Source organism: Dyella sp. LX-66 (assembly GCF_018599165.1).
GTDB lineage: Bacteria > Pseudomonadota > Gammaproteobacteria > Xanthomonadales > Rhodanobacteraceae > Dyella_D > Dyella_D marensis.
Map to the genome: position 1 here is coordinate 361,286 of NZ_JAHFVJ010000006.1, position 26,120 is coordinate 387,405.

At 67.9% G+C, this 26,120-nt stretch carries 26 protein-coding genes and 1 riboswitch; of the genes, 14 read left to right on the plus strand and 12 right to left on the minus strand.

The window, feature by feature from the left end:
• The first annotated feature begins 8 nt into the window (after window positions 1-8).
• The 4 genes from KK141_RS14440 to KK141_RS14455 all read left to right on the plus strand — a co-directional run bounded on the left by KK141_RS14440 (window position 9) and on the right by KK141_RS14455 (window position 3,551).
• Window positions 9-218: a zinc-finger domain-containing protein gene (locus tag KK141_RS14440; RefSeq protein ID WP_090423602.1), complete on the plus strand. Its 210-nt coding sequence runs from the start codon at window positions 9-11 to the stop codon at window positions 216-218.
• Between the two features lie 98 nt (window positions 219-316).
• A complete protein-coding gene (locus KK141_RS14445; protein ID WP_214569845.1) occupies window positions 317-1,444 on the plus strand; it encodes a glycosyltransferase in 1,128 nt (375 codons plus the stop codon).
• 60 nt (window positions 1,445-1,504) lie between these two features.
• Window positions 1,505-2,770 (plus strand): O-antigen ligase family protein, encoded by a 1,266-nt coding sequence (locus KK141_RS14450; RefSeq protein WP_214569844.1) that lies wholly within the window; start codon window positions 1,505-1,507, stop codon window positions 2,768-2,770.
• On the plus strand, window positions 2,760-3,551 hold the full coding sequence (locus tag KK141_RS14455) for a glycosyltransferase family 2 protein (RefSeq protein ID WP_214569843.1): 792 nt from the start codon (window positions 2,760-2,762) through the stop codon (window positions 3,549-3,551). Before KK141_RS14450 ends, KK141_RS14455 begins: the two co-directional genes overlap by 11 nt.
• 12 nt (window positions 3,552-3,563) lie before the next feature.
• Here the strand turns inward: KK141_RS14455 and KK141_RS14460 are convergent, their stop codons facing one another.
• Both KK141_RS14460 and lpxL read right to left on the minus strand, forming a co-directional pair.
• On the minus strand, window positions 3,564-4,478 hold the full coding sequence (locus KK141_RS14460) for a DUF535 family protein (protein WP_214569842.1): 915 nt from the start codon (window positions 4,476-4,478) through the stop codon (window positions 3,564-3,566).
• 68 nt (window positions 4,479-4,546) lie between these two features.
• On the minus strand, window positions 4,547-5,473 hold the full coding sequence (gene lpxL / locus KK141_RS14465) for an LpxL/LpxP family Kdo(2)-lipid IV(A) lauroyl/palmitoleoyl acyltransferase (protein WP_214569841.1): 927 nt from the start codon (window positions 5,471-5,473) through the stop codon (window positions 4,547-4,549).
• A 104-nt stretch (window positions 5,474-5,577) separates the two neighbouring features.
• On the opposite strand from lpxL, the gene waaA reads away from it, so the two are divergent.
• Window positions 5,578-6,843: a lipid IV(A) 3-deoxy-D-manno-octulosonic acid transferase gene (waaA, locus tag KK141_RS14470; protein WP_214569840.1), complete on the plus strand. Its 1,266-nt coding sequence runs from the start codon at window positions 5,578-5,580 to the stop codon at window positions 6,841-6,843.
• Between the two features lie 70 nt (window positions 6,844-6,913).
• On the opposite strand, the gene KK141_RS14475 is transcribed toward waaA, so the two are convergent.
• The 3 genes from KK141_RS14475 to KK141_RS14485 all read right to left on the minus strand — a co-directional run bounded on the left by KK141_RS14475 (window position 6,914) and on the right by KK141_RS14485 (window position 9,430).
• Window positions 6,914-8,230 (minus strand): TolC family outer membrane protein, encoded by a 1,317-nt coding sequence (locus KK141_RS14475; protein ID WP_214569839.1) that lies wholly within the window; start codon window positions 8,228-8,230, stop codon window positions 6,914-6,916.
• A 36-nt stretch (window positions 8,231-8,266) separates the two neighbouring features.
• Window positions 8,267-8,926: a protein-L-isoaspartate O-methyltransferase gene (locus tag KK141_RS14480; protein ID WP_214569838.1), complete on the minus strand. Its 660-nt coding sequence runs from the start codon at window positions 8,924-8,926 to the stop codon at window positions 8,267-8,269.
• A 168-nt stretch (window positions 8,927-9,094) separates the two neighbouring features.
• Window positions 9,095-9,430 (minus strand): hypothetical protein, encoded by a 336-nt coding sequence (locus KK141_RS14485; protein ID WP_214569837.1) that lies wholly within the window; start codon window positions 9,428-9,430, stop codon window positions 9,095-9,097.
• An 89-nt stretch (window positions 9,431-9,519) separates the two neighbouring features.
• On the opposite strand from KK141_RS14485, the gene KK141_RS14490 reads away from it, so the two are divergent.
• The 3 genes from KK141_RS14490 to KK141_RS14500 all read left to right on the plus strand — a co-directional run bounded on the left by KK141_RS14490 (window position 9,520) and on the right by KK141_RS14500 (window position 13,415).
• A complete protein-coding gene (locus tag KK141_RS14490) occupies window positions 9,520-10,170 on the plus strand; it encodes a TetR/AcrR family transcriptional regulator (protein WP_214569836.1) in 651 nt (216 codons plus the stop codon).
• A 60-nt stretch (window positions 10,171-10,230) separates the two neighbouring features.
• Window positions 10,231-10,325: riboswitch (TPP riboswitch) on the plus strand.
• An 80-nt stretch (window positions 10,326-10,405) separates the two neighbouring features.
• Window positions 10,406-12,286, plus strand: coding sequence for a phosphomethylpyrimidine synthase ThiC (gene thiC, locus KK141_RS14495; RefSeq protein ID WP_250901755.1), 1,881 nt, complete (start codon window positions 10,406-10,408; stop codon window positions 12,284-12,286).
• Between the two features lie 106 nt (window positions 12,287-12,392).
• Window positions 12,393-13,415 (plus strand): DUF2333 family protein, encoded by a 1,023-nt coding sequence (locus KK141_RS14500; RefSeq protein WP_214569834.1) that lies wholly within the window; start codon window positions 12,393-12,395, stop codon window positions 13,413-13,415.
• A gap of 83 nt (window positions 13,416-13,498) precedes the next feature.
• Here KK141_RS14500 and KK141_RS14505 read toward each other — a convergent pair whose 3' ends face one another.
• The gene (locus KK141_RS14505) at window positions 13,499-14,389 is read right to left on the minus strand and encodes a LysR family transcriptional regulator (protein WP_214569833.1); all 891 of its coding nucleotides are present in this window, start codon (window positions 14,387-14,389) and stop codon (window positions 13,499-13,501) included.
• A gap of 101 nt (window positions 14,390-14,490) precedes the next feature.
• Between KK141_RS14505 and KK141_RS14510 the strand changes: the two genes are divergently transcribed.
• Window positions 14,491-15,702 (plus strand): MFS transporter, encoded by a 1,212-nt coding sequence (locus KK141_RS14510; protein WP_214569831.1) that lies wholly within the window; start codon window positions 14,491-14,493, stop codon window positions 15,700-15,702.
• A 28-nt stretch (window positions 15,703-15,730) separates the two neighbouring features.
• Window positions 15,731-16,534, plus strand: coding sequence for a 2,5-didehydrogluconate reductase DkgB (gene dkgB / locus KK141_RS14515; protein ID WP_214569830.1), 804 nt, complete (start codon window positions 15,731-15,733; stop codon window positions 16,532-16,534).
• 132 nt (window positions 16,535-16,666) lie between these two features.
• Here the strand turns inward: dkgB and KK141_RS14520 are convergent, their stop codons facing one another.
• Window positions 16,667-17,593 (minus strand): SDR family oxidoreductase, encoded by a 927-nt coding sequence (locus KK141_RS14520; RefSeq protein ID WP_214569828.1) that lies wholly within the window; start codon window positions 17,591-17,593, stop codon window positions 16,667-16,669.
• 32 nt (window positions 17,594-17,625) lie between these two features.
• Window positions 17,626-18,363 carry an SDR family oxidoreductase gene (locus tag KK141_RS14525; RefSeq protein ID WP_214569827.1) on the minus strand — a complete coding sequence of 246 codons (738 nt, stop codon included), beginning with the start codon at window positions 18,361-18,363 and terminating at the stop codon, window positions 17,626-17,628.
• Window positions 18,364-18,499: 136 nt separating this feature from the next.
• On the opposite strand from KK141_RS14525, the gene KK141_RS14530 reads away from it, so the two are divergent.
• The 3 genes from KK141_RS14530 to KK141_RS14540 all read left to right on the plus strand — a co-directional run bounded on the left by KK141_RS14530 (window position 18,500) and on the right by KK141_RS14540 (window position 21,390).
• On the plus strand, window positions 18,500-19,408 hold the full coding sequence (locus KK141_RS14530) for a LysR family transcriptional regulator (RefSeq protein ID WP_214569826.1): 909 nt from the start codon (window positions 18,500-18,502) through the stop codon (window positions 19,406-19,408).
• The gene (locus tag KK141_RS14535; protein ID WP_214569825.1) at window positions 19,408-20,232 is read left to right on the plus strand and encodes a hypothetical protein; all 825 of its coding nucleotides are present in this window, start codon (window positions 19,408-19,410) and stop codon (window positions 20,230-20,232) included. The genes KK141_RS14530 and KK141_RS14535 overlap by 1 nt, the downstream gene beginning before the upstream one ends.
• A gap of 261 nt (window positions 20,233-20,493) precedes the next feature.
• A complete protein-coding gene (locus KK141_RS14540) occupies window positions 20,494-21,390 on the plus strand; it encodes a PD40 domain-containing protein (protein ID WP_214569823.1) in 897 nt (298 codons plus the stop codon).
• A gap of 3 nt (window positions 21,391-21,393) precedes the next feature.
• Here KK141_RS14540 and KK141_RS14545 read toward each other — a convergent pair whose 3' ends face one another.
• On the minus strand, window positions 21,394-23,160 hold the full coding sequence (locus KK141_RS14545) for a chloride channel protein (RefSeq protein ID WP_214570122.1): 1,767 nt from the start codon (window positions 23,158-23,160) through the stop codon (window positions 21,394-21,396).
• A gap of 315 nt (window positions 23,161-23,475) precedes the next feature.
• Between KK141_RS14545 and KK141_RS14550 the strand changes: the two genes are divergently transcribed.
• A complete protein-coding gene (locus KK141_RS14550; protein WP_250901756.1) occupies window positions 23,476-23,838 on the plus strand; it encodes a glyoxalase superfamily protein in 363 nt (120 codons plus the stop codon).
• 4 nt (window positions 23,839-23,842) lie between these two features.
• Here the strand turns inward: KK141_RS14550 and KK141_RS14555 are convergent, their stop codons facing one another.
• The 3 genes from KK141_RS14555 to KK141_RS14565 all read right to left on the minus strand — a co-directional run bounded on the left by KK141_RS14555 (window position 23,843) and on the right by KK141_RS14565 (window position 26,093).
• Complete coding sequence (locus tag KK141_RS14555; protein ID WP_214569821.1) at window positions 23,843-24,568, minus strand: hypothetical protein; 726 nt, start codon at window positions 24,566-24,568, stop codon at window positions 23,843-23,845.
• Window positions 24,569-24,665: 97 nt separating this feature from the next.
• Window positions 24,666-25,775, minus strand: a complete 1,110-nt coding sequence (locus tag KK141_RS14560; RefSeq protein WP_214569820.1) for an S-(hydroxymethyl)glutathione dehydrogenase/class III alcohol dehydrogenase — start codon at window positions 25,773-25,775, stop codon at window positions 24,666-24,668.
• Between the two features lie 42 nt (window positions 25,776-25,817).
• Window positions 25,818-26,093 carry a metal/formaldehyde-sensitive transcriptional repressor gene (locus tag KK141_RS14565; protein WP_214569819.1) on the minus strand — a complete coding sequence of 92 codons (276 nt, stop codon included), beginning with the start codon at window positions 26,091-26,093 and terminating at the stop codon, window positions 25,818-25,820.
• Window positions 26,094-26,120 lie beyond the last annotated feature (27 nt).

Genomic DNA, 26,120 nt, shown 5'->3' on the forward strand with positions numbered 1-26,120 from the left:
TTGACCCCATGCCCGCTTCCCCCGCCGAGCCCGCACGGCAGATTTTGGCCAATGCCGAAAATCGTTATGAAGTGACGCGCAAGGACCTTCCTTTGTCCTGCCCGCTGCCCGGCATGGCGCTGTGGAACTCGCACCCGAAGGTGTATCTGCCGATCGTCGAAGACGGCGGCGAATCCACCTGTCCCTACTGCGGCGCGCGTTACGTCCTGAACGACTGAGCAGGCCGGGGCCAGGCAAGGCACCGCATCGAACTTCAGGCGGCAATCGGCACGATTGCTGCTTGTCCCCAAGGATGAAGGCTTTACTCGAACCGTCCATGTCCGCCGTTGCCGCGCCAGCCCGGTCGCTGACCGTCGTCCAGCTGATCCCGGCCCTGCAGTCCGGTGGGGCCGAGCGGTCGGCGCTGGAAGTCGCGCGCGCGCTGGTGCAGGCCGGTCACCGTTCGGTGGTGATTTCCGCCGGCGGCCGCCTGGCCGGCCAGCTGGAGGCCGAGGGCAGCGAGCACATCAGCCTGGATATCGGCCGCAAGTCGCTGCGCACCCTGTTGCGGGTGGGTGCCCTGCGCCGCGTGCTGGCGGAGCTGAAGCCGGACATCGTGCACGCCCGCTCGCGCCTGCCGGCCTGGCTGGGCTGGTGGGCGATCCGGGGGCTGCAGCCGCGTCCGCATTTCGTCACCACCGTGCACGGTCTGAACACGCCCGGGCGCTACAGCTCCATCATGCTGCGCGGCGAGCGGGTGATCGCCGTCTCGCAGACCCTGCGCGACTACGTGCTCAGCCACTACCGCTGGCTGGAGCCCTCGCGTGTGCGCGTGATTCCCCGCGGCATCGACCCTGAGGCATTTCCGTACGGCCACCGCCCGGACGATGCCTGGCAGAAAGCCTTCTTCACCGAATTCCCGCGCCTGGCCGGCGCGCCGCTGCTGACCCTGCCGGGCCGCGGCACGCGGCTGAAGGGCCATCACGACGCCATCGAGCTGATCGCGGAACTCAAGCGCCGCGGCATCGACGCGCGCCTGCTGCTGCTGGGCGTGATCGAGCCGGGCCGCGAAGCCTACGTGGCCGAGCTGCGCGAGCTGATCAGCGCGCGCGGCATCGAGTCCCAGGTGGTGCTGACCCCGCCGCGCAACGACGTGCGCGACATCTATGCCGTGTCGGCGCTGGTGCTGCAGCTGTCGAACAAGCCCGAATCCTTCGGCCGCACCGTGGTCGAGGCGCTGTCGCTGTGCCGCCCCGTGCTGGGCTACGCCCACGGCGGCGTCGGTGAACTGCTGGCCGAGCTGTATCCGGCCGGCCGCGTGCCGGTCGGCGACCGCGAGCGCCTGGTGGAGCGCGCGGCCGAGCTGCTGCGCGTGGCGCCGCCGATCCCGATGCTGCAGAGCTACCGCCTGTCGGACATGCAGCAGGCCACGCTGGCGCTGTACGAGGAAGTGGTCGCTGGCTGAGCGGCCCGCGAGCGTCGGCGCTCGCCTACAATGCCCCGGCTTTTCCTACGGGGTTCCCGCATGCCTGTTCTCCCTGCGCTCAAGGCCGCCCTGCGCTCGCCGCTGTTGCCGTTCTGGCTGGTGATCGCGCTGCTGCCGTTCGGGCGCAGCTCGGAGCTGGGGACCTTCCTGTGCCTGCTCGGCGTCGTGCTGCTGTTCGCGCGGCATCCGCGCGCGCTGGGCGAGCACGCCGGCGCGCGGCTGCTGCTGTGGCTGCTGGGCGCGTATATCGGCGCGGCGCTGCTGTCGTGCTTCGGGGCGGTGGCGCCGGGCAAGAGCTGGTCGACGGTGGCGGCGCTGCTGCGCTACGTGCCGCTGGGGCTGTATGCCTGCTTCGCGATCCGTCGCGCCGGCAAGCTCGACGCGCTTTATATCGCCGTCGCCGCCGTGCTCGCCGTGTGGGTGCTGGATGCCTGGATGCAGGCGCTGACCGGCTGGAGCCTGGGTGGGCACGCGGAGGAGGAGCGCGTATCCGGCATCTTCGGCGCCGACAATCTCAAGCTCGGCCCCTCGCTCGCCGTGCTGGCGCCGTTCGCGCTGTGGGCCGCGCGCTGGCGCTGGGGACGGCTGGGACTGGTGCTGGCCGCGCTGGCCTTGCTCGGGCCGGTGCTGCTCTCGGGATCGCGTGCCTCGTGGCTCACCTATGCGCTGGTGGTGCTGGCCTTTGCCTGGCGCGAGGCCGGCTCGGCAAAGCGCTTCGTGTTGATCGGCTGCGCTGGCGCCCTGGTTGCCGTGGCGGCCGGCGGGCTGGCGTGGAAGACCTCGGAGCGTTTTCACGCGCGCATGGAAAAGACCCTGCTCGCCTTCCAGGCTTCGGACCACGCGGTGGATACGGCGCTCAGCGGACGGCTGGATATCTGGCGCACCAGCTGGTGGATGTTCGAAGCGCATCCGCTCAACGGCGTCGGCGTGCGCGGCTATCGCTATGCCTACCGCCAGGTGGCGCCGCCGGACGACCATTTCGTGGCCACCGGCGAGAACTGCGGCGCGGGCGAGGGCGCCTGCCACGCGCACCAGGTGGTGCTGGAAGTGCTGAGCGAAACCGGCCTGGCCGGCCTCGCGCTGTGGCTGGCAGGCGCGGTGCTGGCGATACGCCGCTGGCATGCGGCGGGAGCGGCGGCACGCGCCCGCGCCTTCCCCGCCACCGTGGCGCTGGGCGTGATGCTGTTCCCGCTCAATACGCATCTGGCCTTCTATTCGGCGTGGTGGGGGCTGCTGTTCGCCTGGGTGCTGGGCTTGTGGTGCGCCAGCCTGTACGTGGTCGCGGAGGCCGCCGATGGCGCGTGAGCCCCTGTCGGTGGTGCTGACCAGCTACAACAGCGCCGCCACGCTCGACGCCTGCCTGGCCAGCGTGCGCTGGGCCGACGAGGTGGTGGTGCTGGATTCCGGTTCGACCGACGCCACGCTGGCCATCGCCGCGCACTACGGCGCGCGCATCGAGAGCCAGCCCTTCGCCGGCTACAGCGCGCAGAAGCAGGCGGCGATCGATCTGGCGCGGCACGACTGGGTGCTGCTGCTCGACTCCGACGAAGCCATGCCGGCTAACGCGGCGCAGACCATCCTGCAGGTGCTCGAGCAGCCCGGACATGCCGGCTACCTGCTGTGGCGGCGCGAATGGATCTTCTGGCAATGGCAGTCGCCGCGCAGCCGCCTCAATCACTACGTGCGCCTGTTCGACCGCCGCCGCGCGCGCATGAGCGGCCATCGCGTGCATGAGGAAGTGACGGTCGGCGGCAGCGTCGGTGTGCTGGACCTGGTGATGGATCACTACGGGGAGCGCGATATCGCCGGCCGCGTGGACAAGGCCAACCGCTATTCCAGCCTGCAGGTGGCGGATCTGGCCGGCCGCCGCGCAAGCGGCCTGCGCCTGCGCATGCTCACCAACGCCTGGGTCGCGTTCTTCCGCTATTACCTGCTGCGCGGGCATTACCGCTCGGGCTGGGCGGGCTTTATCGCCGCGCGCATCCATGCGTTCTATGCGTTCCTGAAGTACGCAAAGCTTTACGAGGCGACGCGGGCCGAACAGAAAGAGACGCGTATCCCCGCGCCGGAGCGCAAGGACGTTTAGCCGTCCATTTGCTTACGCAGCTTGATCCAGCGGCCACGCCTGGCCGCGCAGCGCGGTGATCAGCAGCCCGCAGGCCTCGCGCCGCAGCGCCTCGCGCTTGCGGAAGGCGGAGCGGTGCTTGCTCTCCACCTGGGTCTCGTCGCGCAGCGGTTCCTGCGCGGGCAGGGCATAGAAGCCGTCGGTGAGCGGCTCGCCCTGGCATTCCTGCCAGAACGCGTCGTAGTCGGCCTTGATCTTGTCCGCCTCGCCGGCGAACGGATGCGCCAGGTTGGCGACGCCGCGCACGCGCTCGATGTCGTATTCGGCGGCGAAGGCCAGCAGCAGCGAGAACAGCAGGTTCTTCGGGCGCAGGCCATGGCACTGCTTGGTCAGCTCGCGCACCGCTTCGCGGCCCAGCTCCGCCGACGCGCCCTGCATGCAGCCGATCAGCAGGCTGCTGCCTTCGTCGGCCACGGTGAACACCGCGGACGACAGTACCTGGTCGTTGCTATTGGTCAGGCACAGCGCCAGCTCGCCTTCGCGGCTGCGGCCGGTGGGGCGGCGCAGTTCGATGCGCAGCTCGCTGCCGTCCTTCAACGTGAGTGCGCCGATGCGATAGCTGCCGTGCAGATACACGCCGTCGGCCATGTCTTCGGGCAACTGCACGAAGGCGAAGCGGAAATGATCGGCGACGATTTCCATCCGGCGCGCGCGGCCGAACTGGCGATTGATGTAGTGGTGATGCCAGCGCTCCAGCAGGCGCGGATCCGGCGCGAGGATCGCGCTGAGGCGCGGCGAGCCGTACACGAACTGCAGCCACGCGGATTGCCGCCGCGCCATGCGGGCGCAGCGCAGCAGGTATTTCAGCCCGGAGGCAATACGTTTTGGCGCGGCGCCGCGCCAGTCGTGACGATGGCGTAGCGAGCGCAAGAACAAACGAATGGACATGGCGCGCAAGAATGGGGAAAAACGCGCTTGCCTTGTACTGGAATATTCTGTCTTGAGCCTGTCGCGGCTCAATAAACTTCAGGGCTCTGCGGCGGGCGCGTCTTGAAGCGCTTGTGCACCCACAGGTATTGCTCGGGTGCTTCGCGCACCATCTGCTCGATGCTCGCATTCACGCGTGCGGTGTCGAACGCGGCGTCGCTGCCGGGGAAGTCCTGCAGCGGCGCACCCAGGCGCAGTGCATAGCCGCGGCCGTCGGGCAGGCGGCGATGGAAGAACGGAACCACCAGCGCACCGGAGAGACGCGCCAGGTGATGCGTCGCGGTGATGGTCGCCGCCGGCACGCCGAAGAACGGTACGAACACGTTGTCCTTGCTGCGCATGTCCTGGTCGGGCGCGTACCACAGCGTGCCGCCGTTGCGCAGGTACTTCACCGTGCCGCGGATGTCGTCCTTGTCGAACATGGCGGCGGCGTAGTCCAGGCGCGCGCGCAGCACCGCCCATTCGAACACCGCCGAATCCATGCGCCGGTACATGCCGGCGATGCGGATATGCCGCGACACCAGCCGCGCGCACAGCTCCAGATGCGAGAAGTGGCCGCCGACCAGCAGCACGCCCTTGCCCTGTGCACGCGCGGCTTCGAGATGCTCCAGGCCTTCCAGCGTCACCGGCACGCGCTCGATCGCGCGCTCGGTGCCCATCCAGCCCAGCGCGAACTCCATCATCATCAGGCCGATGTCGCGCAGGTGCGCGTCCACCAGCGCGGCCCGTTCCGCCGCGGACAGCTCCGGGAAGCACAGCGCGATATTGACTTCGGCGATGTGCCGGCGGCGCGAGGGGAAATGCTGGATCAGCACGCCCAGCCCGCGGCCCACGGCCATGAGTGCGCGGCGCGGCAGGCGCGCGACCAGTTTCAGGATGCCCACACCCAGCCACGCTGGCCATTGGACCGGCGAGAGCAGCTTGGCGTGGAAGGAGGGACGAGGCGCACCGGGCATGAGGGCGGCGATTGTAGCAAGAGCGCGGGCCGCGGCCGGGTGTTTGCCTGCCCCGCGCGGGAGCACTGGCTATACTGCCGCGCCTGCCCTTCCGAGCCCCGCCGTTGCGCTATCTCTACACCCTCGCGATGTACCTGGTGACGCCGATCATCGTGATGCGGCTGCTGGCGCGCGGCGTGCGCTATCGCGACTACCACCGGCGCTGGCGCGAGCGCTTCGGCTTCTACCGCGGCCCGACCCTGCGCGGCAGCATCTGGGTGCATGCGGTATCGGTGGGCGAGGTGAATGCGGCCGAGCCCTTGATCAAGTCGCTGCGCGAGGCCTATGTCAATGCGCCGCTGGTGGTGACCACGGTGACGCCGACCGGCTCCGAGCGCGTGCGCCAGCTGTTCGGCGACAGCGTGTACCACGTGTACCTGCCGTACGACCTGCCGTTCGCCGTGGCGCTGTTCATGAAGCGGGTGCGGCCGCGGCTGGCGATCATCGTGGAGACGGAGATCTGGCCGAACCTCTACTTCGCCTGCAAGAAGCGTGGCATTCCGCTGATGATCGTCAACGCGCGCCTGTCCGAGCGCTCGCTGCGCGGCTACCGCCCGCTGCAGGGGCTGGTGCGCTCGGCGCTGAGCTGCGTGCGGCAGATCGCGGCACAGTCGCGTACCGACGCGGCGCGCTACCGGCTGCTGGGGGTGGAGCCGGCGCGCATCGTGGTCAGCGGCAATCTGAAGTTCGACATGCCGGTGCCGTATGCCGCGGTGCAGGCCGGAGAGGAGCTGCGCAGGCAATGGGGCCATCTGCGGCCGGTGTGGATCGCCGGCAGCACGCACGAGGGCGAGGAGCTGCCTGTTTTGGAAGCGCACCTGCAGGTGCTCAAGCGCCTGCCCGATGCCTTGCTGCTGATCGCGCCGCGCCATCCGGAGCGCTTCAAGCTGGTGGAAAGCGCGGTGCGCAGCCTGGGCTTCAGCATGGCCACGCGCAGCGCCGATCGCGTGCCGACCGCCGCGCACCAGGTGTTCGTGATCGACGCCATGGGTGAGCTGATGCAGTTCTACGCCGCGGCGGACCTGGCCTTCGTCGGCGGCAGCCTGGTGCCGATCGGCGGGCACAACGTGCTGGAACCGGCGGCGCTGTCGCGGCCGGTGCTGGTGGGGCCGCACACCTTCAATTTCGAGGAAATCACCCTGACCCTGATCGGCGAAGGCGCCGCGGTGCGCCTCAACGACGCCAGCGAGCTGGGCGCCGCCGTGCTGCAGTTGCTGCGCGACGCGGAGCGGCGCAAGAGCATGGGCCTGCATGCGCAGGTGGTGTTCGACCGCGAGCGCGGCGCGGTGCAGCGGGTGATGGAGCTGATCGACAAGCAACTGCAGGAATGAGCTGCTCGTTCAGGGCATAAAAAAAGGCCGGGCAATGCCCGGCCTTTTCGTTTGCGTGTGCCGAACCTGCTTACTGCAGCAGCGCGTTGACCGCTTCCATGTCGGGCATGTCGATGGTGCCCGCCGACTGCTTCAGCTGCAGCTTGTTGAGGATGAAGGCGTGGCGCGCCTGCGAGTAGCTGCTCTGCGCCTGGGTCAGGGTCTGAATCGCGTTGAGCACGTTCAGCATGGTCTGGGTGCCCACGTCGAAGCCGGCGCGGGTGGCTTCCAGCGCCTTCTGGCCGGATTCGACCGAAGCGCGATTCGCCTGTACCTGCAGGATGCCAGCGCCGACCGAGCGGAAGTAGTTGAGCGTGTCGCGCGAGACCTGGCGGCGGGTGGATTCCAGCGAATCCTGCGCCGCGTCGCGGTTGTAGATGGACTGGCGCACGCGCGACTGGGTGCCGAAGCCTTCGAAGATCGGCACCGACAGGGTCAGGCCCGCGGTGGTGCCCCAGCGGCCGTTGCCCGGGGTGACCAGGCCGCCGTTCTCGGTCCAGGCGTTGGTCTGGCCGCGCGTGACGGTGGCATTGATGGTCGGCAGGTGGCCGGCGCGCGCGGTGTCGATGCTGTGCTCGGCCGCTTCCACGGTGTACTGCTGCGAGAGCACGTTCGGGTTGTGCTTGAGCGATTCCTCAACCCAGGTGTTCGGGTCGGCCGGCGAGGGCGCGTCCATCGGCAGGTCGTCGCGCAGCTTCTTCAGCTCGGTGACCGGCTGGCCGGTGATCTGGCGCAGCGCTTCCTTGGAGTCGTTGAGCGTGTTCTCGGCGGAGATGGTCTGCGCCTTGGCCAGCTCGTAGTACGACTTCGCCTGGTACACGTCGGTGATCGCGGCCAGGCCGACCTTGAAGCGCTGGTCCGCCTGCTCGTAGGCCTGGCGGTAGGCTTCTTCGTTGGCCTTGTTGAAGGTCAGCGTGTCCTGCGCGGTGAGCACGCCGAAGTAGGCCTGCGTGACGCGCACGTAGAGGTTCTGCAGCGCGGCCTGGTAGAGCTGTTCCTGCGCATCGGACTGCGAGCGGGCGGTCTTCAGGCCCGTCCACTTGCTGATGTCCAGCACGCTCTGGCTCAGGGTGGCGTTCTCGGTGCGCGAGCGCGAATGACCGCCAGCCGTGTCGCGGCTGTCGTTGCCGCTGTACTGGTTGAAGGTCAACCCCGCGCTCAGCTGCGGCAGCATCAGTGCGCGCGCCTGCGTGATGCCCTCGCCGGTGGCCTGGCGGTTCGCGTCGGACTGCGCCAGCACCGGATCGTTAGCGCGGGCTTCTCGGTATGCATCCAGCAAATCCTCGCTGTGGCCGGACAACGGAAGCGCCGTCAGGGCCAGGGCAAGGGTCAGAAGCTTCAAACGCATGGGTTGCCTCTTGGGGAATTGGGAAATCGGGTCAGGTCAGAAAACGAACTTGCGCGGCGGCTCGGCATGCACCAGGTAAGGCAGGTCGGTCTCGAGGATGCTCTCCTCGCGACAGCGGCCTTCGCCCTCGTGGGTCAGCAGCACCATCTGCTGCACCGGCGACTCGCCGCGCACCGCCAGCAGACGGCCGCCCGGCTTGAGCCAGCCGAGGAAACGCTGGGGAATTTCATACACGGCGCCGGTGACCACCACCGCATCGAACTGGCCGGCAGGCTGCCAGGCCTTGACCGCCTCGCCCGTGGCGAGCGTCACGTTGTCGATACCCGCCTGCGCGATGCGCTGCGCCGCGGCGGCGATGAAGTCGGCATGGATGTCGACGCTGGTGACATGGCCGGACAGGCTGGCCATGCACGCGGTGAGGAAGCCCGAGCCCGTGCCGATTTCCAGCACGTGTTCCGCTTCCTTCAGCTCCAGCGCCTGCAGCACGCGGCCTTCCAGCACCGGCTTCATCATGGCTTCGCCATGGCCGATCGGCAGGCCGACGTCGGCATAGGCCAGCGCACGATGCTCCGGGGCGACGAACTGGTCGCGGTGCAGGCGGCCGAGCACGTCGAGCACGCGCGCGTCCAGCACCTCCCAGGGGCGCACCTGGTTTTCCACCATGTTCTGCCGCGCCTGTTCGAAGTTCATCGCCATGGTCAGCCTACGTCCCGTGCAAAGTCGAAAAAAGGTCAGAAAGGATAAGCGCTTAGACCAGTCCCGACAATGTTCAAAAGCCTGGAGCTTGCCTGCTTCCCCACGAAGTGCCGGAAGTCACCGCGACGAGCTGACGGAAGTCATGCGCAGCGCGGTGTCCGCGGACACTCAAGCCGTCAGACGACGGTTATCCGCCCGCTTGGCGGCGATGTCCACCGGCAGGCGTGCAAACGCATCTTCGGTCGCTTGTCCGAGCGCCGCATCCAGCAGCCGGATGCGCGGCAGCAGGGCCGGCTGCCGGCGGCTTTCCGCCGCGACCGCCAGCCAGGCCAGCCAGCGCGCGATGCGGTGGCGCTCGGGTGCATTCAGTGCGGCCAGTGCCACGCGCACGGCGAAAGCGCGGCGGCGGGCGAGCGCCTGGCCGTGCTCCAGCCACGCGGCAAGAATGCGCTGGGCATGGCGATAAGGGCCGCTGAGAGTGAGTTCTGCGATAGTAGAGGTCATGGGTCGGCCGTTCAGGACGGCGGTGGAAAATAAGTAAACCGGCGCGTATACTAAACCCCGGTTATCCCTTTGTGAAGGTGTAAAACGGCATGAACACGATCGCGCAAACCAAGCCCCAGGGTCCTGGCCGCCCGAAGGACATGGAGAAGCGCGCCGCGATCCTGGAGGCCGCCAAGAGCCTGTTCGTGCGCAACGCCTTCGCCGGCACCAGCATGGATGCCGTGGCCGCCGAGGCGGGCGTGTCCAAGCTCACCGTCTACAGCCACTTCGGCGACAAGGACAACCTGTTCCGCGAGGTGATCCGCGCGCACATCCAGGACCTGCTGCCGGAAGACACCTACCAGTACGACCCGGCCACGGAGATCAGCGACCTGCTCATGCGCGTCGCCATGACCCACGCCCACATCGACTGCGACCCGAAGAACGTCGGCACCTTCCGCGCCATCCTCAGCGACTGCCGCCAGGGCAATCCGCGCTACGGCAAGCTGCTGTGGGAAGAAGGCCCCACCCGCACGCACAAGCTGATGGAACGCCTGCTGGAACAGGCGGTTGACGATGGCAAGCTGGAGATCGAGAACATCGCCCAGGCCAGCGTGCAGTTCCTGGCCCTGATCAAGGGCGACCTCGTGCTGCGCCGCATGTTCGGCTGCGACGGCTGCCAGGACGCCTTCGCCAGCGAGATGGAAGCGAACGCCCGCGCCGGCGTGTCCACCTTCCTGCGCGCCTACCTGCCGCGCTGAATCCCCCTCTTCACGCCGCGTACTCGCCCGTATCCGGTGATTCGTGCTTGAATATCAGCCTTCTGGAAGCGGGGGTGCCGACCACGGTCGGCTGAGAGAGTCCCTTCGAACCTGATCCGGTTAGCACCGGTGTAGGGAGCTTCGCCGCACGATCCCCAGCCTGATGAACCCAGGCAGTTCGTGCCTCCGGCGCCGCCGCTTCGTGTTTCCCCGCCTCACGAAGGACGCCACGCCGATGAATGCCCAGCCCAACGATCTCGCGCGCGCCGCGCAGGAACTCTCCGAGGCCGTCACCCGGCCGATCCCCGGTTCGCGGAAGATCCACGTGCAGGGCAGCCGCCCCGACCTCCGCGTGCCGTTGCGCGAAATCTGCCAGGCCAAGACGCCCACCCTGTTCGGCGGCGAAGACAACCCGCCCGTCACCGTCTACGACACCTCCGGCCCGTACACCGACCCGAGCTACCAGGTCGACCTGGCCGCCGGCCTGCCCACCTTGCGCGCGGCCTGGATCGAAGAGCGCGGCGACGTCGAGCGCCTTACCGGCCTGAGCTCCGACTTCGGCCGCCAGCGCGCCGCCGACGCCAAGCTGGACCCGATCCGCTTCCGCCACCACCTGCGCCAGCCGCTGCGCGCCAAGGCCGGCGCCAACGTCACGCAGATGCACTACGCGCGCCAGGGCATCGTCACGCCGGAGATGGAATACATCGCCATCCGCGAGAACCAGAAGCTCGAAGCGCTGGCCGAGAGCGCGCTGCGCAACCAGCATCCGGGCCAGTCCTTCGGCGCCTCGCTGCCGCGCCTGATCACGCCGGAATTCGTGCGCGACGAAGTGGCCCGCGGCCGCGCCATCATCCCCGCCAACATCAACCATCCGGAAAGCGAGCCGATGATCATCGGCCGCAACTTCCTCACCAAGATCAACGCCAACATCGGCAACAGTGCGGTGTCCTCCGGCATCGCCGAGGAAGTGGAGAAGCTGGTGTGGTCGATCCGCTGGGGCGGCGACACGGTGATGGACCTGAGCACCGGCAAGAACATCCACGAAACCCGCGAGTGGATCATCCGCAACTCGCCGGTGCCGATCGGCACCGTGCCGATCTACCAGGCGCTGGAGAAGGTCGGCGGCGTGGCCGAGGAACTCACTTGGGAGCTGTTCCGCGACACCCTCATCGAACAGGCCGAACAGGGCGTGGACTACTTCACCATCCACGCCGGCGTGCTGCTGCGCTTCGTGCCGCTCACGGCCCGGCGCGTGACCGGCATCGTCTCGCGCGGCGGCTCGATCATGGCCAAGTGGTGCCTGGCTCATCACCGCGAGAATTTCCTCTATACGCACTTCGAGGAAATCTGCGAAATCATGAAGGCGTACGACGTCTCCTTCAGCCTCGGCGACGGCCTGCGCCCGGGTTGCGTGGCCGACGCCAACGACGCCGCGCAGTTCGGCGAGCTGGACACCCTCGGCGAGCTGACCCAGATCGCCTGGAAGCACGACGTGCAGACCATGATCGAAGGCCCCGGCCACGTGCCGATGCAGCTGATCAAGGAAAACATGGAGCGCCAGCTGGAGAAGTGCCACGAGGCGCCGTTCTACACCCTGGGGCCGCTGACCACCGACATCGCGCCGGGCTACGACCACATCACCTCGGCCATCGGCGCGGCCATGATCGGCTGGTTCGGCACCGCCATGCTCTGCTACGTCACGCCGAAGGAACACCTGGGCCTGCCGAACAAGCAGGACGTGCGCGACGGCATCATCGCCTACAAGATCGCCGCGCACGCCGCGGATCTCGCCAAGGGCCACCCCGGCGCGCAGGTGCGCGACAACGCGCTGTCCAAGGCGCGCTTCGAGTTCCGCTGGGACGACCAGTTCAACTTAGGTCTGGATCCGGAGAAGGCCAAGGAATTCCACGACGAGACGCTGCCCAAGGACGCGCACAAGTCCGCGCACTTCTGCTCGATGTGCGGGCCGAAATTCTGCTCGATGAAGATCACCCAGGACGTGCGCGACTACGCCGCCGAGCACGGTGTCGACGAGACCGCCGCGCTGGACGAGGGCATGGCGGAGAAGGCCGCCGAGTTCCGCGAGCAGGGTTCGGAGGTCTACCACCGCGCCTGAGCCGCGAGGCGCGGCTTTTTTCTGAAGCGCCACGCTGTCTCGGCGCGTCATCCCGCGCTACCTTTAGCGCGTTCATGCCCCGACCGGAGCCCGAGGAAATCCACCGATGCAAGCGACGGACCCGACCGCCAGGCCGAACCACGCCGTCTTGCGCGTGGCCTTGGTCGCGCTGGCCCTGCCCCTGCTGATCGCCTGCATCGCGCTGTGGTGGTGGGACCGCGAGCCGAACCTGGTCAACCCATCGACGCCGCCGCGCACCGAACAGGTGGCGATGAAGCGGCCGATGACGCCGGGCGCCGCCACCACCATCAGCGTGATGCGCGCGGTGCAGGGCCTGGCCGGCCGGCATGCGCATCCGCTGCGCGGCCACCATCATCCGCAGGGCGCGGACATGCAGGACACGCCCGGCTGGGAGCGCGGTTCGCTGATGGCTTCGCGCGATCTGCTGCACGCCCTGCGCGAAGACTTCGCGCGGCCGCAGGCGCCGCTGATGGAAGACAAGGACCTGGCCGCCGCCGACATGCTGCTCGCCAGCCGCCCCGGCCATCTGCCGCTGCGCAGCGCCGAAAGCCAGTACCGCAAGGTGGCAGATCACCTGCTCGACTATCTCGACCGCCTCACCGACGACGACCCGGACAACGCGCACTTCTATCTCAACGCCGCTGCACTGGCCGATTACCTGGAAGTGGTCAGCGACCGCCTCGACACGCTGCAGGAGCGCCTGGCCGCCGGCATGATCCCGCCGCACCCGGGCGAATTCACGCCGCCGCGCTGGCCCATCGTCGCCTCCGCCCTGGCCATGCGCCGCGGCGGCCTGCCGTGGCGCCATGCCGACGAGACCTTGTACGAAGCGCGCGGCTACACCACCACCCTGCTGACGCAGATGAAAGCGTTCCAGCACGACTTCGGCCCCTCCCTGAAGAGCGAGCAGGCGAAGGAAGACCTGCGCGAAGCGATCCACGAGCTGGAAGCGCTCCAATCCGGCCCGGCCAATCCGCTGGCGCTGGACGGCGCGCCGATGGTGCGCCTGCCCGAGCACGCGCTGGCGCTGGCCGGCGCGGTCGAACGCATCGACGATGCGGTGTTCGATCTGTGCGAAGAGCTGCGTAAAGCCCCGAATCCGGCGTAGGCGTAGGTTGGGGTGAGCGCAGCGAACCCCAACAAACCTGCAGGTGTCCGCACCGTTGGGGTTCGCCTTTGGCTCACCCCAACCTACGGCGGTGTCATCGTTTCGGCGACGTAATCCAGGAAACAGCGGATCCGCGACGCCAGTTGCGTGTTGCGGTAGTACACCGCGTTGATCGGCTGGCGCACGTCCAGCGTGTCGCGCGCCAGCACCTGCACCAGCCGTCCCTCGGCCTGGTCCTGCGCGGTGAGGTAGTCGGCCAGGCAGGCGATGCCGTCGCCGGCCAGCGCAAGCTGGCGCAGCGTTTCGCCGCTGGAGGCGAGCAGGGTGGGCGCGATGCGCAGGCTGTCGCCCTGGGCGTGGCGCAGCGGCCAGTCGTTCAAGGTTTCGGTAAAGGTGAAGCCCAGCAGGCTGTGGCGCGAAAGGTCGCGCACGTGGCGCGGCTGGCCGCGCTGTTTCAGATACGCCGGGCTGGCCAGGATGCGCAGGCGGCTCAGGCCCAGCGGCCGCGCATGCAGGGTGGAGTCGCGCAGCGCGCCGATGCGGATCGCCACGTCGGTGCGCTGCTCCAGCAGGTCGATGATCTGGTCGCTGGTGTTGAGTTCCAGCTCGATCTCCGGAAAGCGCGCACGGAAACCGCCGACCAGCGGCACGATCACGTGCAGCATGAAGGGCGAGGCAGCGTTCACACGCAGGCGTCCGGCCGGCTTCTGCCGGCGCGCGGTCATCTCGTCCTCGGCGTCTTCCACCGCGGCCACGATCTGCCGCGCGCGATCCAGAAAGAACCGGCCTTCCTCGGTCAGCTCCAGCCGCCGCGTGGTGCGGCGGAGCAGGGTGGTGTCCAGCTTGCCCTCCAGCCGGCTCAGCGAGCGGCTGATGCCGGAGACGGTCTGGCCCAGCTGCTCGGCCGCGGCGGTGATGGAACCGGTGTCCACCACGGTCGCAAAGGTCTGCAACTCGTCCAAGCTGGTCTTCATTATTGCTCCCTGGGCAAGACTCTTTCGCTGTTTAGCAGGTTTTTCTGAAAGAGTCGCGTGCCGAAACTAGGCGCATCCTTTCAAAGATCCGGAGCGCAACCATGCCTCTTGCCCTGCTGGCGCTGACCATCAGCGCCTTCGCCATCGGCACGACGGAGTTCGTCATCGTCGGCCTCATCCCCACCATCGCGGGCGACCTCGGCGTCGGCCTGCCGTCCGCCGGGCTGCTGGTCAGCCTGTACGCGCTGGGCGTCGCGCTCGGCGCGCCGCTGCTCACCGCGCTCACCGGCCGCGTGCCGCGCAAGGCGCTGCTGCTGTCGCTGATGGTGCTGTTCACCATCGGCAACCTGCTGGCCTGGAAGGCGCCCGGCTACGAAGCGCTGGTGATCGCGCGCGTGCTCACCGGCCTGGCGCATGGCGTGTTCTTCTCGATCGGCTCGACCATCGCCACCAGCCTGGTGCCGAAGGAAAAGGCCGCCAGCGCCATTGCCATCATGTTCACCGGCCTCACCGTAGCCCTGGTGACCGGCGTGCCGCTGGGCACCTTCATCGGCCAGCACCTGGGCTGGCAGTCCACCTTCCTGGCGGTGTCGGCGCTGGGTGTGATCGCCTTCCTCGGCAGCCTGGCCTTCGTGCCGCGCGATATCCCGCACAAGGCGCCGGCCTCGCTGCTGCAACAAGCGGCCGTGCTGCGCCAGCCGCGTCTGCTGCTGGTGTATGCGATGACCGCGGTGGGCTACGGCGGCTCCTTCGTGGCCTTCACCTTCCTCTCGCCGATCCTGCAGAACGTCACCGGTTTCAGCGAAGGCGCGGTGAGCCTGGTGCTGCTGGTCTACGGCGTGTCGGTGGCGGTGGGCAATCTGTGGGGCGGCAAGCTGGCCGACCGGCGCGGCCCGATCGGCGCGCTGAAAGTGATCTTCCTCGGCCTGGCCGCCGTGCTCGCCGTGCTCACCTTCACCGCGCAGGTGCCGTGGCTGGCGCTGCTCACCGTGCTGGCCTGGGGCGCGGTGGCGTTCGGCAATGTGCCGGGCCTGCAGGTGTACGTGGTGCAGCAGGCGGAGCGTTATGCGCCGCAGGCGGTGGACGTGGCCTCGGGTTTGAACATCGCCGCGTTCAATCTCGGCATCGCCGGTGGCGCCTGGGGCGGCGGCTTGATCGTCGCCCACTTCGGCCTCATCCACACCGCGTGGATCGGTGCGCTGGTGGTATTGGGCGCGCTGGCGCTCACCGCCTGGAGTGGGCGGCTGGACCGCCGCGACCCCGAGTTCGCCGCCACCGCAAGCCGCGCTTCCGCTTATGCGGGCGGCCATTGATTTCCTTCCCCAGTTACGGAGTCTCCTCATGAGCATCCCCGCCTTCGGCCTCGGCACGTTCCGCCTCAAGGGCCAGACCATCATCGACTCGGTGCACGACGCGCTCGACGTCGGCTACCGCGCCATCGACACCGCGCAGATCTACGACAACGAAGCCGATATCGGCCAGGCCCTGGCCGACAGCCAGTTGCCGCGCAGCGAGCTGTTCATCACCACCAAGATCTGGACCGACCATCTCGCGCCCGAGCGCCTGATCCCCAGCCTGCGCGAAAGCCTGCAGCGCCTGCGCACGGACCACGTCGACCTCACCCTGATCCACTGGCCCTCGCCCAAGGGCGCGGTGCCGTTGAACGAATCGCTGGATGCGCTGCGCGAAGCGCAGGCGGCGGGGCTGACGAAGCAGTTCGGCGTTTCCAACTTCACCGTGGATCTGCTGCGCCAGAGCATCGATCTGGCGGGTGCCGCGAACATCGCCACCAACCAGGTGGAGATCCATCCTTATCTGCAGAACCGCAAGCTGGCGGAATTCGCCAAGGCGCAGGGTGTCCATCTCACGTCGTACATGACGCTGGCCTACGGCAAGGTGCTGCAGGATCCGGTGATCGTAGATATCGCCAGGCGCCACGGCGCGACGCCTGCGCAGGTAGCCTTGGCCTGGGCGCTGCGGCTGGGTTATTCGGTGATTCCGTCGTCGACGAAGCGGGCGAATCTTGCCGGTAATCTCGAAGCGGAAAAGCTGAAGCTGGACGATGAGGATATGGCGCGCATTGCCACGCTGGATCGTGGCGAGCGTCTTGCCAACCCGGCGAGCCTGGCGCCGGCCTGGGATTGAAACGAGCTTGAGCCCCTCTCCCATCGGGAGAGGGGTTGGGGTGAGGGTTCGGCCGGAGCGCAAGAGTGATGTGCATCGCTCCGGCCGAACCCTCATCCGGCTGCCGCCACCTTCTCCCAGAGGGAGAAGGGTTCAAGCTTGGAGAACTGAGTCCAGTGACTGCCCCGCCGCGCGAGGCGACAACAACCCCTCCTGCCCAATCCTCCGCAGAAAATCCACGCGAATCCGATCCGCCACCGCCGCCACCACGGCCGCGCCGTCATCCGCCGGATCCACATGCACGCGGAACGGACGCTTGCCGAACGGCAGGTTGACGATATCGACCATCGCATCCGCCACCGTGGCCACATCCGCATCCGCCGGTTCGCACGCGGCCAGGCCATGCAGGATCTCATCCTCGAAACCCTTGTACGGACCTTCCGTGTATTCCGCCGCGCGCGCCTTGTCCGCCGGCGTGCCGGAATGCGCGAAATGGTTGGTGCCCTTGGTGAACGCGCCCGGCACCATGATCGAGGTCTCGATGCCCCAGCGCGCCAGTTCGCCCGCATAGCTCACCGCCACCGAATCCATCGCCGCCTTGGCGGCGAAGTAGGGCGCGAGATACGGCGGCGTGCCGCCGCGCGTGCTGCTGCTCGACACCCACAGCAGCAAGCCCTGGCCCTGCTTGCGCAGCTGCGGCAGCGCGGCGCGGTTGACGCGCTGCGTGCCCAGCACGTTCACGTCGTAGAGCTGGGCGAACTGTTCCGGCGTAAAGGCTTCGGCGGGGCCGAACACCATATGGCCGGCGTTGTGCACCACCACGTCGAGGCGGCCGTGCGCGGCGACGATCTGTGCGATGGCGGCGTCGGCGGAGTCCTGCGACTGGACGTCCAGCTCCACCGTGCGCAAGTCCACGCCTTGCTCCTTCGCATAGGCCTTCACGGCTTCCACCTGCGCCGCATTGCGCCCTTGCGTGTCGCGCATGCTGGCGTAGACGGTATGGCCGGCGCGGGCCATGGCGCGGGCGGCGAGAGCGCCGAAACCGCTGGAGGCGCCGGTGATCAAGATGATCTGCTTCATAGGATATCTCCTCGAATCGGGATGTGGGGGTTTCAGACCATGCCGCCGTTCACACGCAGCACCTGCGCGTTGACCCAGGCGCCATCGGGGCCGGCCAGGAAGGCCACGGCGCGGGCGATGTCGTCCGGGGTGCCCAGGCGCTCCATCGGCGCGAGGTTGGCGATCTGGGTGATCTGCTGCTCGCTCTTGCCCTGGTAGAACAGCTCGGTGCCGACCGGGCCCGGGGCGATGGCGTTGACCGCGACGTTGCGGCCGCGCAGCTCGTTGGCCAGCACGTGCACCAGTCCTTCCACGCCCGCTTTGGTGGCGATGTACGGGCCGTAGGTGGGGAAGGCCTTGCCGATCACGCTGGTGGACAGCGCGATGATGCGGCCGCCCGACGGCACCCGCTGCGCCGCTTCGCCCAGCACCACGAAGGCGCCGCGCAGGTTGGTGCGGATCAGGCGGTCGAACTGGGCCAGGTCACCGCCGGCGATCGGCAGGTTGCTCATGATGCCGGCGCTGTGCACCACCACGTCGACCGCGCCGGTGAGCTGGGCGGCGGCATCGAACACGCGGCGCATGTCTTCCGGTTCGGCCACGTCGCCCTGCATGGCGGCGGCGCGGCCGCCGGCCTGCTCGATCTCCTTCACCACCTTGTCGGCGGTGGCCGGGTTGCCGGCGAAATGCACGGCGACGGCAAAGCCGTCCGCGGCGAGGCGCAAGGCGATCGCGCGGCCGATGCCGCCCGAGGCGCCGGTGACGAGGGCTGTCTTCTGCTGCTGACTCATGGGGATGCTCTCCGAGGGTGATGGGTGGCCCGGGACCGGGCCGTGGTTGGTGTGGGAGCATTCTTTTGTTTTGCCTGGCGCGGATAAATCGCCTGGAACTGGCATATCTATTCATATGTATTGAATAATTGGCCCCATGGACCGCCTGGACGCCATGCGCCTGTTCACCCGGATCGTCGAACTCGGCAGCTTTTCCCGCGCTGCCGACGAGCGCGGCTTGCCGCGCGCCACGGCCACCTACGCCATCAAGGAAATGGAAGCCCGCCTGGGCACCCGCCTGCTGGAGCGCACCACCCGCCAGGTGCGCCCCACCCTGGACGGGCATGCCTACTACGAGCGCTGCGTGCACCTGCTGGCCGAACTGGAAGACGCCGAATCCGCGCTGGGCCACACCGCCGCCAACCCGCGCGGCACCCTGCGGCTGGACCTGCACGGCGCGCACGCCACGCATATCGTGCTACCCCGGATCAACGAGTTCCGCCAGCGCTATCCGCACATGGAGCTGAAGATCAGCAGCGGCGATCGCCTGGTCGACCTGGTGCGCGAAGGCATCGACTGCGTGATCCGCGCCGGCACGCCGAAGGATTCCAGCCTGGTCGCGCGGCGGCTGGCGGTGATGCCCGAAGCGATCTGCGCGAGCCCGGACTATCTGGCGCGGCATGGCGTGCCGGTGAATCCGGAAGACCTGCTGCGCCATCAGGCCGTGGGTTTCTTCGCCAGCGGGCGTGAGCACACTTATCCGTTCGAGCTGCTGGTGGACGGGCAACTGCGCGAGTTCGAGCTGGCCGGCTGGCTGTCGGTCAACGATGCTTCGAGCTACCTGGTCGCCGCGCAGCAAGGCTGCGGCTTGATCCAGCTGCCGCGCTATCGCGTGCAGGAGCATCTCGATGACGGCAGCCTGGTCGAAGTGCTTTCCGGCTGGCGCTCGCCCGGTTTGCCGGTGTCGGCGATGTATCCATACCACCGGCAGCTGTCGCCGCGCGTGCGCGTGTTCGTCGATTGGGCGGCGATGCTGTATCGCGAGAAGTTCGGGGAGATGGGGTGATGCCGGCGGGGTTGAGGGAGTGGATTGCGTACGCCGAGGGTGAGGTTTCGTTGCGCGAGCCGATGCGTTTGCGCGAACGGCTCGATGTGCTGGATCGCCTGGAGCTGCATGCGGAAAGCAGCGGCGACGCGCAGCTGCTTATGCGCGCCGAGGCGTTGCGTGCGAACTTCGAAGAGATCAACCGCAGCCTCTATGCCGCGCTTCGCCAGGGCATCCGCGCTGGAAAGAATGCGCTGGCGCCATGGATCGATGCGCTGGAAGCCGCGCCCGAAGGCGATGGCTACGACGATCGCGACGATCTGGTCAGCGGCGTGCTGGCGCTCGACGAGCCGGACGACGTCGCGCCATTGCCGCCGGAAATGGTGTTCTACCAACCCACGCCGGCGCGGCATATCTTCGAACTGATTCGCCGCGCGGAGCTGAGCGAGCACGACGTGGTGATGGATATGGGTTCCGGCCTGGGCATCGTGCCCATGCTGGTCGCCATGACCACCGCGGCACGCGCTATCGGCGTCGAGCGCGAGCAAGCGTACATAGACGCGGCGCAGCGATGCGCGCAAAACCTCGGTGTTGCACGCGTCGCGTTCGAGTGCCGCGACGCGCGCGAAGCGGACTTCTCGAAGGCGACGGTGTTTTATCTGTACACGCCGTTTACCGGCGAGGTGATGCGCAGCGTGCTTGATGCGATCAGGCGTGAAGCGGCGCAGCGTCCTGTGCGCATCGCGAGTTTTGGCCCATGCACCAAGGTGGTTGCAGCCGAATCGTGGCTGCGCGCGGACGGCAAGGTCAGCACCGAAAGCCTCGCACTGTTCCAGTCGGCCTGAGCACCACCACGCCGTCATTCCGGCGCAGGCCGGAATCCAGCGGCGTCACCGCTCGGCTGTCGCGAAATCGCGGAAGGTTCTGAGCCAGCGGCGGCGCGATAACCGAACGCCGCCGATACTGGATTCCGGCCCGCGCCGGAATGACGGTGTAGGAAGTGCCGCGGCACCGCCCGGCTGTTGCCCATGTGCCAGAAGTACCAAGGCAGGCGACAGCGTCAGCGCATACCATCCTCGCACTCTGGGGAACTCACGGTACTTGCCATGAAGCGTCCGCTGTCCGCCTTGCTCGCCATGCTGATACCGGTCTGCGCCTCAGCAAAAGAAGCACCATCGACGGTGCACCCGTGGACCCCCGTCGGCGTCTCCAGCGACCTGTTCGAATCCCACCCCGCCTTCGACCCGCGTACCGGCGATCTCTATTTCGTGCGCAGCTCCAAGGAGTTCAAAGGCTGGCGCATCCTCGCTTCGCATTGCGATGGCAGGCAATGGTCGGCGCCGGTGGATGCGCCGTTCGCGGCGCCGGGTGCGGAAGCCGATCCGTGGTTTACGCCGGATGGACGCAGCATTTATTTCATCTCCACCCGCGCCACCGGAAGCCAGAAGAGCAAGGACCTGGATATCTGGCGCGCCGACCGCAACGCCGACGGCAGCTGGCAGAAGCCGGTGCGTTTGCCGGAGCCGGTGAATTCCGGCGAGGCGGAGTGGTTCCCGCGTATGGCGCCGGATGGCTGGCTCTATTTCGGTTCGAACCGCGCGGGCGGCCTGGGCAAGAACGATATCTGGCGCGCGAAGGAAACCCGTCCCGGCCAGTGGACGGTGGAGAACGCCGGCCCCGCCATCAACACCGCGGGCGACGAATACGAGCCGCTGCCGTCGCCGGACGGCAAGCGCCTGATCGTGATGGCCGACGGCGGCTTGTACCAGTCGCACTGGGATGGCCATCGGTGGACGAAGAAGGAAAAGCTCGGCCCCGAGGTGAACGTCAACGGCAGCGAGATCGGCGCGGCGTTCTCGCCCAGCGGCAAGTCGCTGCTGTTCGCGCGCGACACGGGCGAGCCGAAGTCGGGTGAGTTCTTCGTGTGGCAGCCGCAGGGTGCGGAAGCCTGGCCGCCGATGTGCGGCCAGGCGAAGACTTCCGGCGCGCCGCGCCGGAAGTAAGCCTCAGGGCGTAGCGGGGCGGCGGCCCAGCGTCTGGCTGGTGACGTGGGTTTCGCGCAGGCGCCGTGCATGCGCCGCCAGCAGGTCGCCGCGGGTGATGATGCCGACCATGCGGTGGCCGCCATCCGCGCCCAGCACGATCAGGCGGCCCACGTTCGCCTCGACCATATGGTCGGCGGCTTCGCGCAGGCTGTGGTCCTCGCGCACCGCCAGCGCGGGACGCTTCACCAGCTCGCCCACCGTGCGGTCGCCGGCGATCTGCCGGTCGAGCAGGTCGCGGCGCGTGACCACGCCGCGCAGCGCGCCGTTGGCATCCACGACCGGGAAGCCCTGGTGCTGCGCCTGGACACCGCCGATCTCCAGCCATGCGCGCGTCGCGTCCAGCGTCTGCTCCGCCGGCAGCGTCACCACTTCGCGCGAGCAGGCGTCGCGCACCAGGATGCGGTCGAGGTAATCGGCCGCGTAATCGGCCGGCACGCGCACGCCGCGGCGCGCGATCTTCTCGGTCATGATGGTGTTGCGCATCAGCAGGCCGGAGATCAGATACGCCGCGGCGCAGCCGATCAGCAGCGGCAGCAGGCCGTGCGGTTCCTGCGTGGTTTCGAACGCGAACACCACCGAAGTGAGGAAGGCGCGCGAAGCGCCGGCAAAGATCGCCGCCATGCACACCAGCGCGGCCATGCGCGGATCCACGTGAAGCCAGGGCAGGTAGGTAACGGCCAGCGTGCCGAACACGCCGCCGAGCGCACCGCCGATGGTGAACAGCGGTGCCAGCGTGCCGCCGGAGGTGCCGCTGCCCAGCGAGATCGACCACGACACGAACTTCAGCAGGCACAGCGCCAGCATCGCGCCCAGGCCGAGCTGGCCGCCGAGCACCGCGCTGATATTGGTGTAGCCCACGCCCAGCGTGGTGGGCAGGACATAGCCGACGATGCCGGTGACCACGGCGCCGAGCGCCGGCCACCACATCCAGTGGATCGGCAGCTTCTCGAAGCCGTCCTCGATCGCGTAGACGATGCGTGTGATGCCAACACTGAGTGCGCCGATGATCAGCCCCAGCACCAGATAGGCCAGCAGCGCCCGCATATCGGGCGCGGCCAGCGCGGGCATGGCGAACATCGCCTCGCTGCCTTCCAGCGCGAAGCGCACGCCGGTGCCCACCGCGGCGCCGAGCGCGACCGGAATCAGCGAACGCGCGCGGCGTTCGAACAACAGCAGCTCCAGCGCCAGCAGCACCGCCGATACCGGCGCGTTGAACACCGCCGCCATGCCGGCCGCGGCGCCGGCGGCGAGCAGGGTCTTGCGCTCTTCCGCGGTGACATGCAGCAGCTGGCCGACCAGCGAACCCAGCGCGCCGCCGGTGGCGATGATCGGGCCTTCCGCACCGAACGGGCCGCCGGTGCCGATGGCGATGGCGGAGGACACGGGCTTGAGCCAGGTGATGCGCGGCGGGATGCGGCTCTCGTTGAGCAGCACCTGTTCCATCGCCTCGGGAATGCCGTGGCCGCGGATCGCGCGCGAGCCGAAGCGCGCCATCACGCCCACGATCAGGCCGCCGATCACCGGAATGGCGATGACCCACAGGCCGAGATGGTTATCCGCGGGGCTGGAGAACTCGAAGCTCCAGCGGCCGTAGAAGGCGAGGTTGGTGACCAGCCCGATCAGCCCGGTAAGCGCGCGCGCCACCAGGGCGACGAGCGCGCCCAGCAGCATGGCCAGCGCACCGATCCACACCACGCGGGTGCTGAGCGGCCGGAACCGGCGCGGCATATGGGCATCGGCGAGCGACGGGTCCAGCGAAGGGGCGAGCGGAAGCGCCGCACGCGAGTGCGGTTCTTGAGGCGTATGCATGGGGAAAGAACCCTGAGGAAGGCGTGCAGCCGTGCAAGGTTACGCAAAACGGCGGCGCGTAGCTGGCTGGAAAATGAACAGGCAACCAAGCCGCCGCAACTTCCTGCGCACCAGCTCTTTCGCACCCTGCGCCCTGCTGCGCGAACCAGATGCGACAGAGGCAACTCCGCGCCGGCAAGAAGGCCGAGCGCTGAGCGTACGATGGCGCCTCCGCCCTCCCGCGAGACGCCGCCCATGAAGCTCGGCCCCGTCATTCCCATTCTGCGCATGTTCGATATCGCCAAGGCGCGCGAGTTCTATCTCGACTTCCTCGGCTTCGCGGTGGATTGGGAACATCGCTTCGAGCCGGGCACGCCGCTGTACATGCAGGTATCGCGCGGCGACTGCGCATTGCATCTGTCGGAACATCACGGTGACGCCAGCCCTGGCGCCACCGTGCGTATCGCGATCGACGATATCGACGCACTGCATGCCGAGCTGAGCGCGAAGAACTACCGCTACGGCCGTCCCGGCGTGGAAACCATGCCGTGGGGGCTGCGCGAGCTGGCGGCGCACGATCCGTTCGGCAACCGCCTGATCTTCTACGCGCAGCCGTAGCGCCTCAGTGCGCGGCGGCGACGGGCAGCTCGCCGGTGACCTTGCCGTTCTCGTCCAGCGTCTGCACCTTGGGCGTGCCGTCCGCCGCCACCATCAGCAGCAGGCGCGTGCGGCCTTGCGCGTCCATCATGCCCAGCCCGACCGTGCCGTCCTGGCCGCGCCCCATCGACATGCGCGTCTTTGGCTTGCCGCCGTGCGAGGCGTAGAACGCCTCGATGCGCCTGGTCTGTTCTTCCGGCGGCAGGTTCTTGATCTGGTCCAGCAGCTGGATCAGTTCCAGGATAGGGAAGGGCGGCTGGTCGATCAGGGTGATGCGGTTGCTGTGCGCGTCGCCGTCCTGGCTGGCGTCCAGGGTCATGGTCTGGTCCTGCTCGTAGGCGTCGAATGAGAGATGGCCGTAACTCTGCTTGGTGCCATCGGCGCTCTTTTCGCCGCCGAAGATCAGGCCGCCATTCTCGGTGCCTTCGTCATTGAGGAAGATCATGCCCGCGGTCTTGCGGCTGGGGTGCGGGTATTCCTTGTTCTTGATGTAGATGCCCGGCGCCTTGTCGGTGTTGGAGACGACCATGCGCAAGGTGCCATCGGGTTCGCGGATATTGATGCGCTGCACGTCGAGCTGCTCGATCGAAAGCTTCTTCGGCGCATCGACGAAACCGCTCAGCACGGTGACGGCGAACACGGCGGTAAGCACGCCGGAATAGATGATCAGGAAACGCTGGCTGCCGGACATCGCGGGACTCCTGAAACGAAAAGGGCGGGACCACGATGCTGTGGTCCCGCCCGCAAGAGAAACGTGATGGCTGCCGCGTCAGAAGACGCTGGTGGTCTCAGAAATGGATCACGGTGCGGATCGACTTGCCTTCGTGCATCAGATCGAACGCCTCGTTGATGCGCTCCAGCGGCAAGTTGTGCGTGATGAACGGATCGAGCCGGATCTCGCCGCTCATCGCCTGCTCCACCATGCCCGGCAACTGCGTGCGGCCCTTCACGCCGCCGAACGCGCTGCCGCGCCACACGCGGCCGGTCACCAGCTGGAACGGACGCGTGCGGATTTCCTGGCCCGCGCCGGCCACGCCGATGATCACGCTCTCGCCCCAGCCCTTGTGGCAGCACTCCAGCGCGGCGCGCATCACGTCCACGTTGCCGATGCATTCGAAGCTGAAGTCGACGCCGCCGTCGGTCAGCTCGACGATCACTTCCTGGACCGGCTTGGCGTGGTCCTTCGGGTTCACGCAGTCGGTGGCGCCCATCTCGCGCGCCAGTTCGAATTTGCCCGGATTGGTGTCGATGCCGATGATGCGTCCGGCCTTGGCCTGCACCGCGCCCTGGATCACCGCCAGGCCGATGCCGCCCAGGCCGAACACGGCCACCGTGTCGCCGGGCTTCACCTTGGCGGTGTTGTGCACGGCGCCGATGCCGGTGGTGACGCCGCAGCCGAGCAGGCAGACCTTTTCCAGCGGCGCCTGCGGATTCACCACGGCCAGCGAGATCTCCGGCACCACGGTGTATTCGCTGAAAGTGCTGGTGCCCATGTAGTGGTAGATCGGCTCGCCGTTGTAGGAGAAGCGCGTGCTGCCGTCCGGCATCAGGCCCTTGCCCTGGGTGGCGCGCACGGCCTGGCACAGGTTGGTCTTGCCGGAGAGGCAGAACTTGCACTGGCGGCATTCGGCCGTGTACAGCGGAATGACATGGTCGCCCGGCTTCACGCTGGTGACCCCTTCGCCCACTTTCACCACGATGCCGCCGCCTTCATGGCCGAGCACCGCGGGAAAGATGCCTTCCGGATCGTCGCCGGAAAGCGTGAAGGCGTCGGTATGGCAGACGCCCGTATGCGTGATGCGGACCAGTACTTCGCCCTTGCGCGGCGGGGCGACGTCGATCTCGACGATCTGCAGCGGCTGGCCCGGTCCGAAGGCAACGGCGGCGCGTGATTTCATGATGTGTGTCTCCAGCAAACGGCAACAAAGAAAGGGCGGGGCTTATTTCAGATAGGAGCGGACCAGCTCGGTCATCTCGCGCACGCGTTCGGCGCGGCGTTCGTCGGAGCTGGCGGGCGCGCCGAATTCCTCGCGGATGTGCGCCTCCATCACCTCGGCCATCAGGCCGTTGACCGCGCCGCGCACGGCGGCGATCTGCTGCATCACCGGGGCGCAGTCGGCACCGGCTTCCAGCGCGCGCTCCAGCGCTTCGAGCTGGCCGCGGATGCGGCGCACGCGGCCGAGGACGCGCTTTTTCTCGGGGAGAGAGTGGGGCATGCCCGGGGTCCGGTATCTATACTGGGG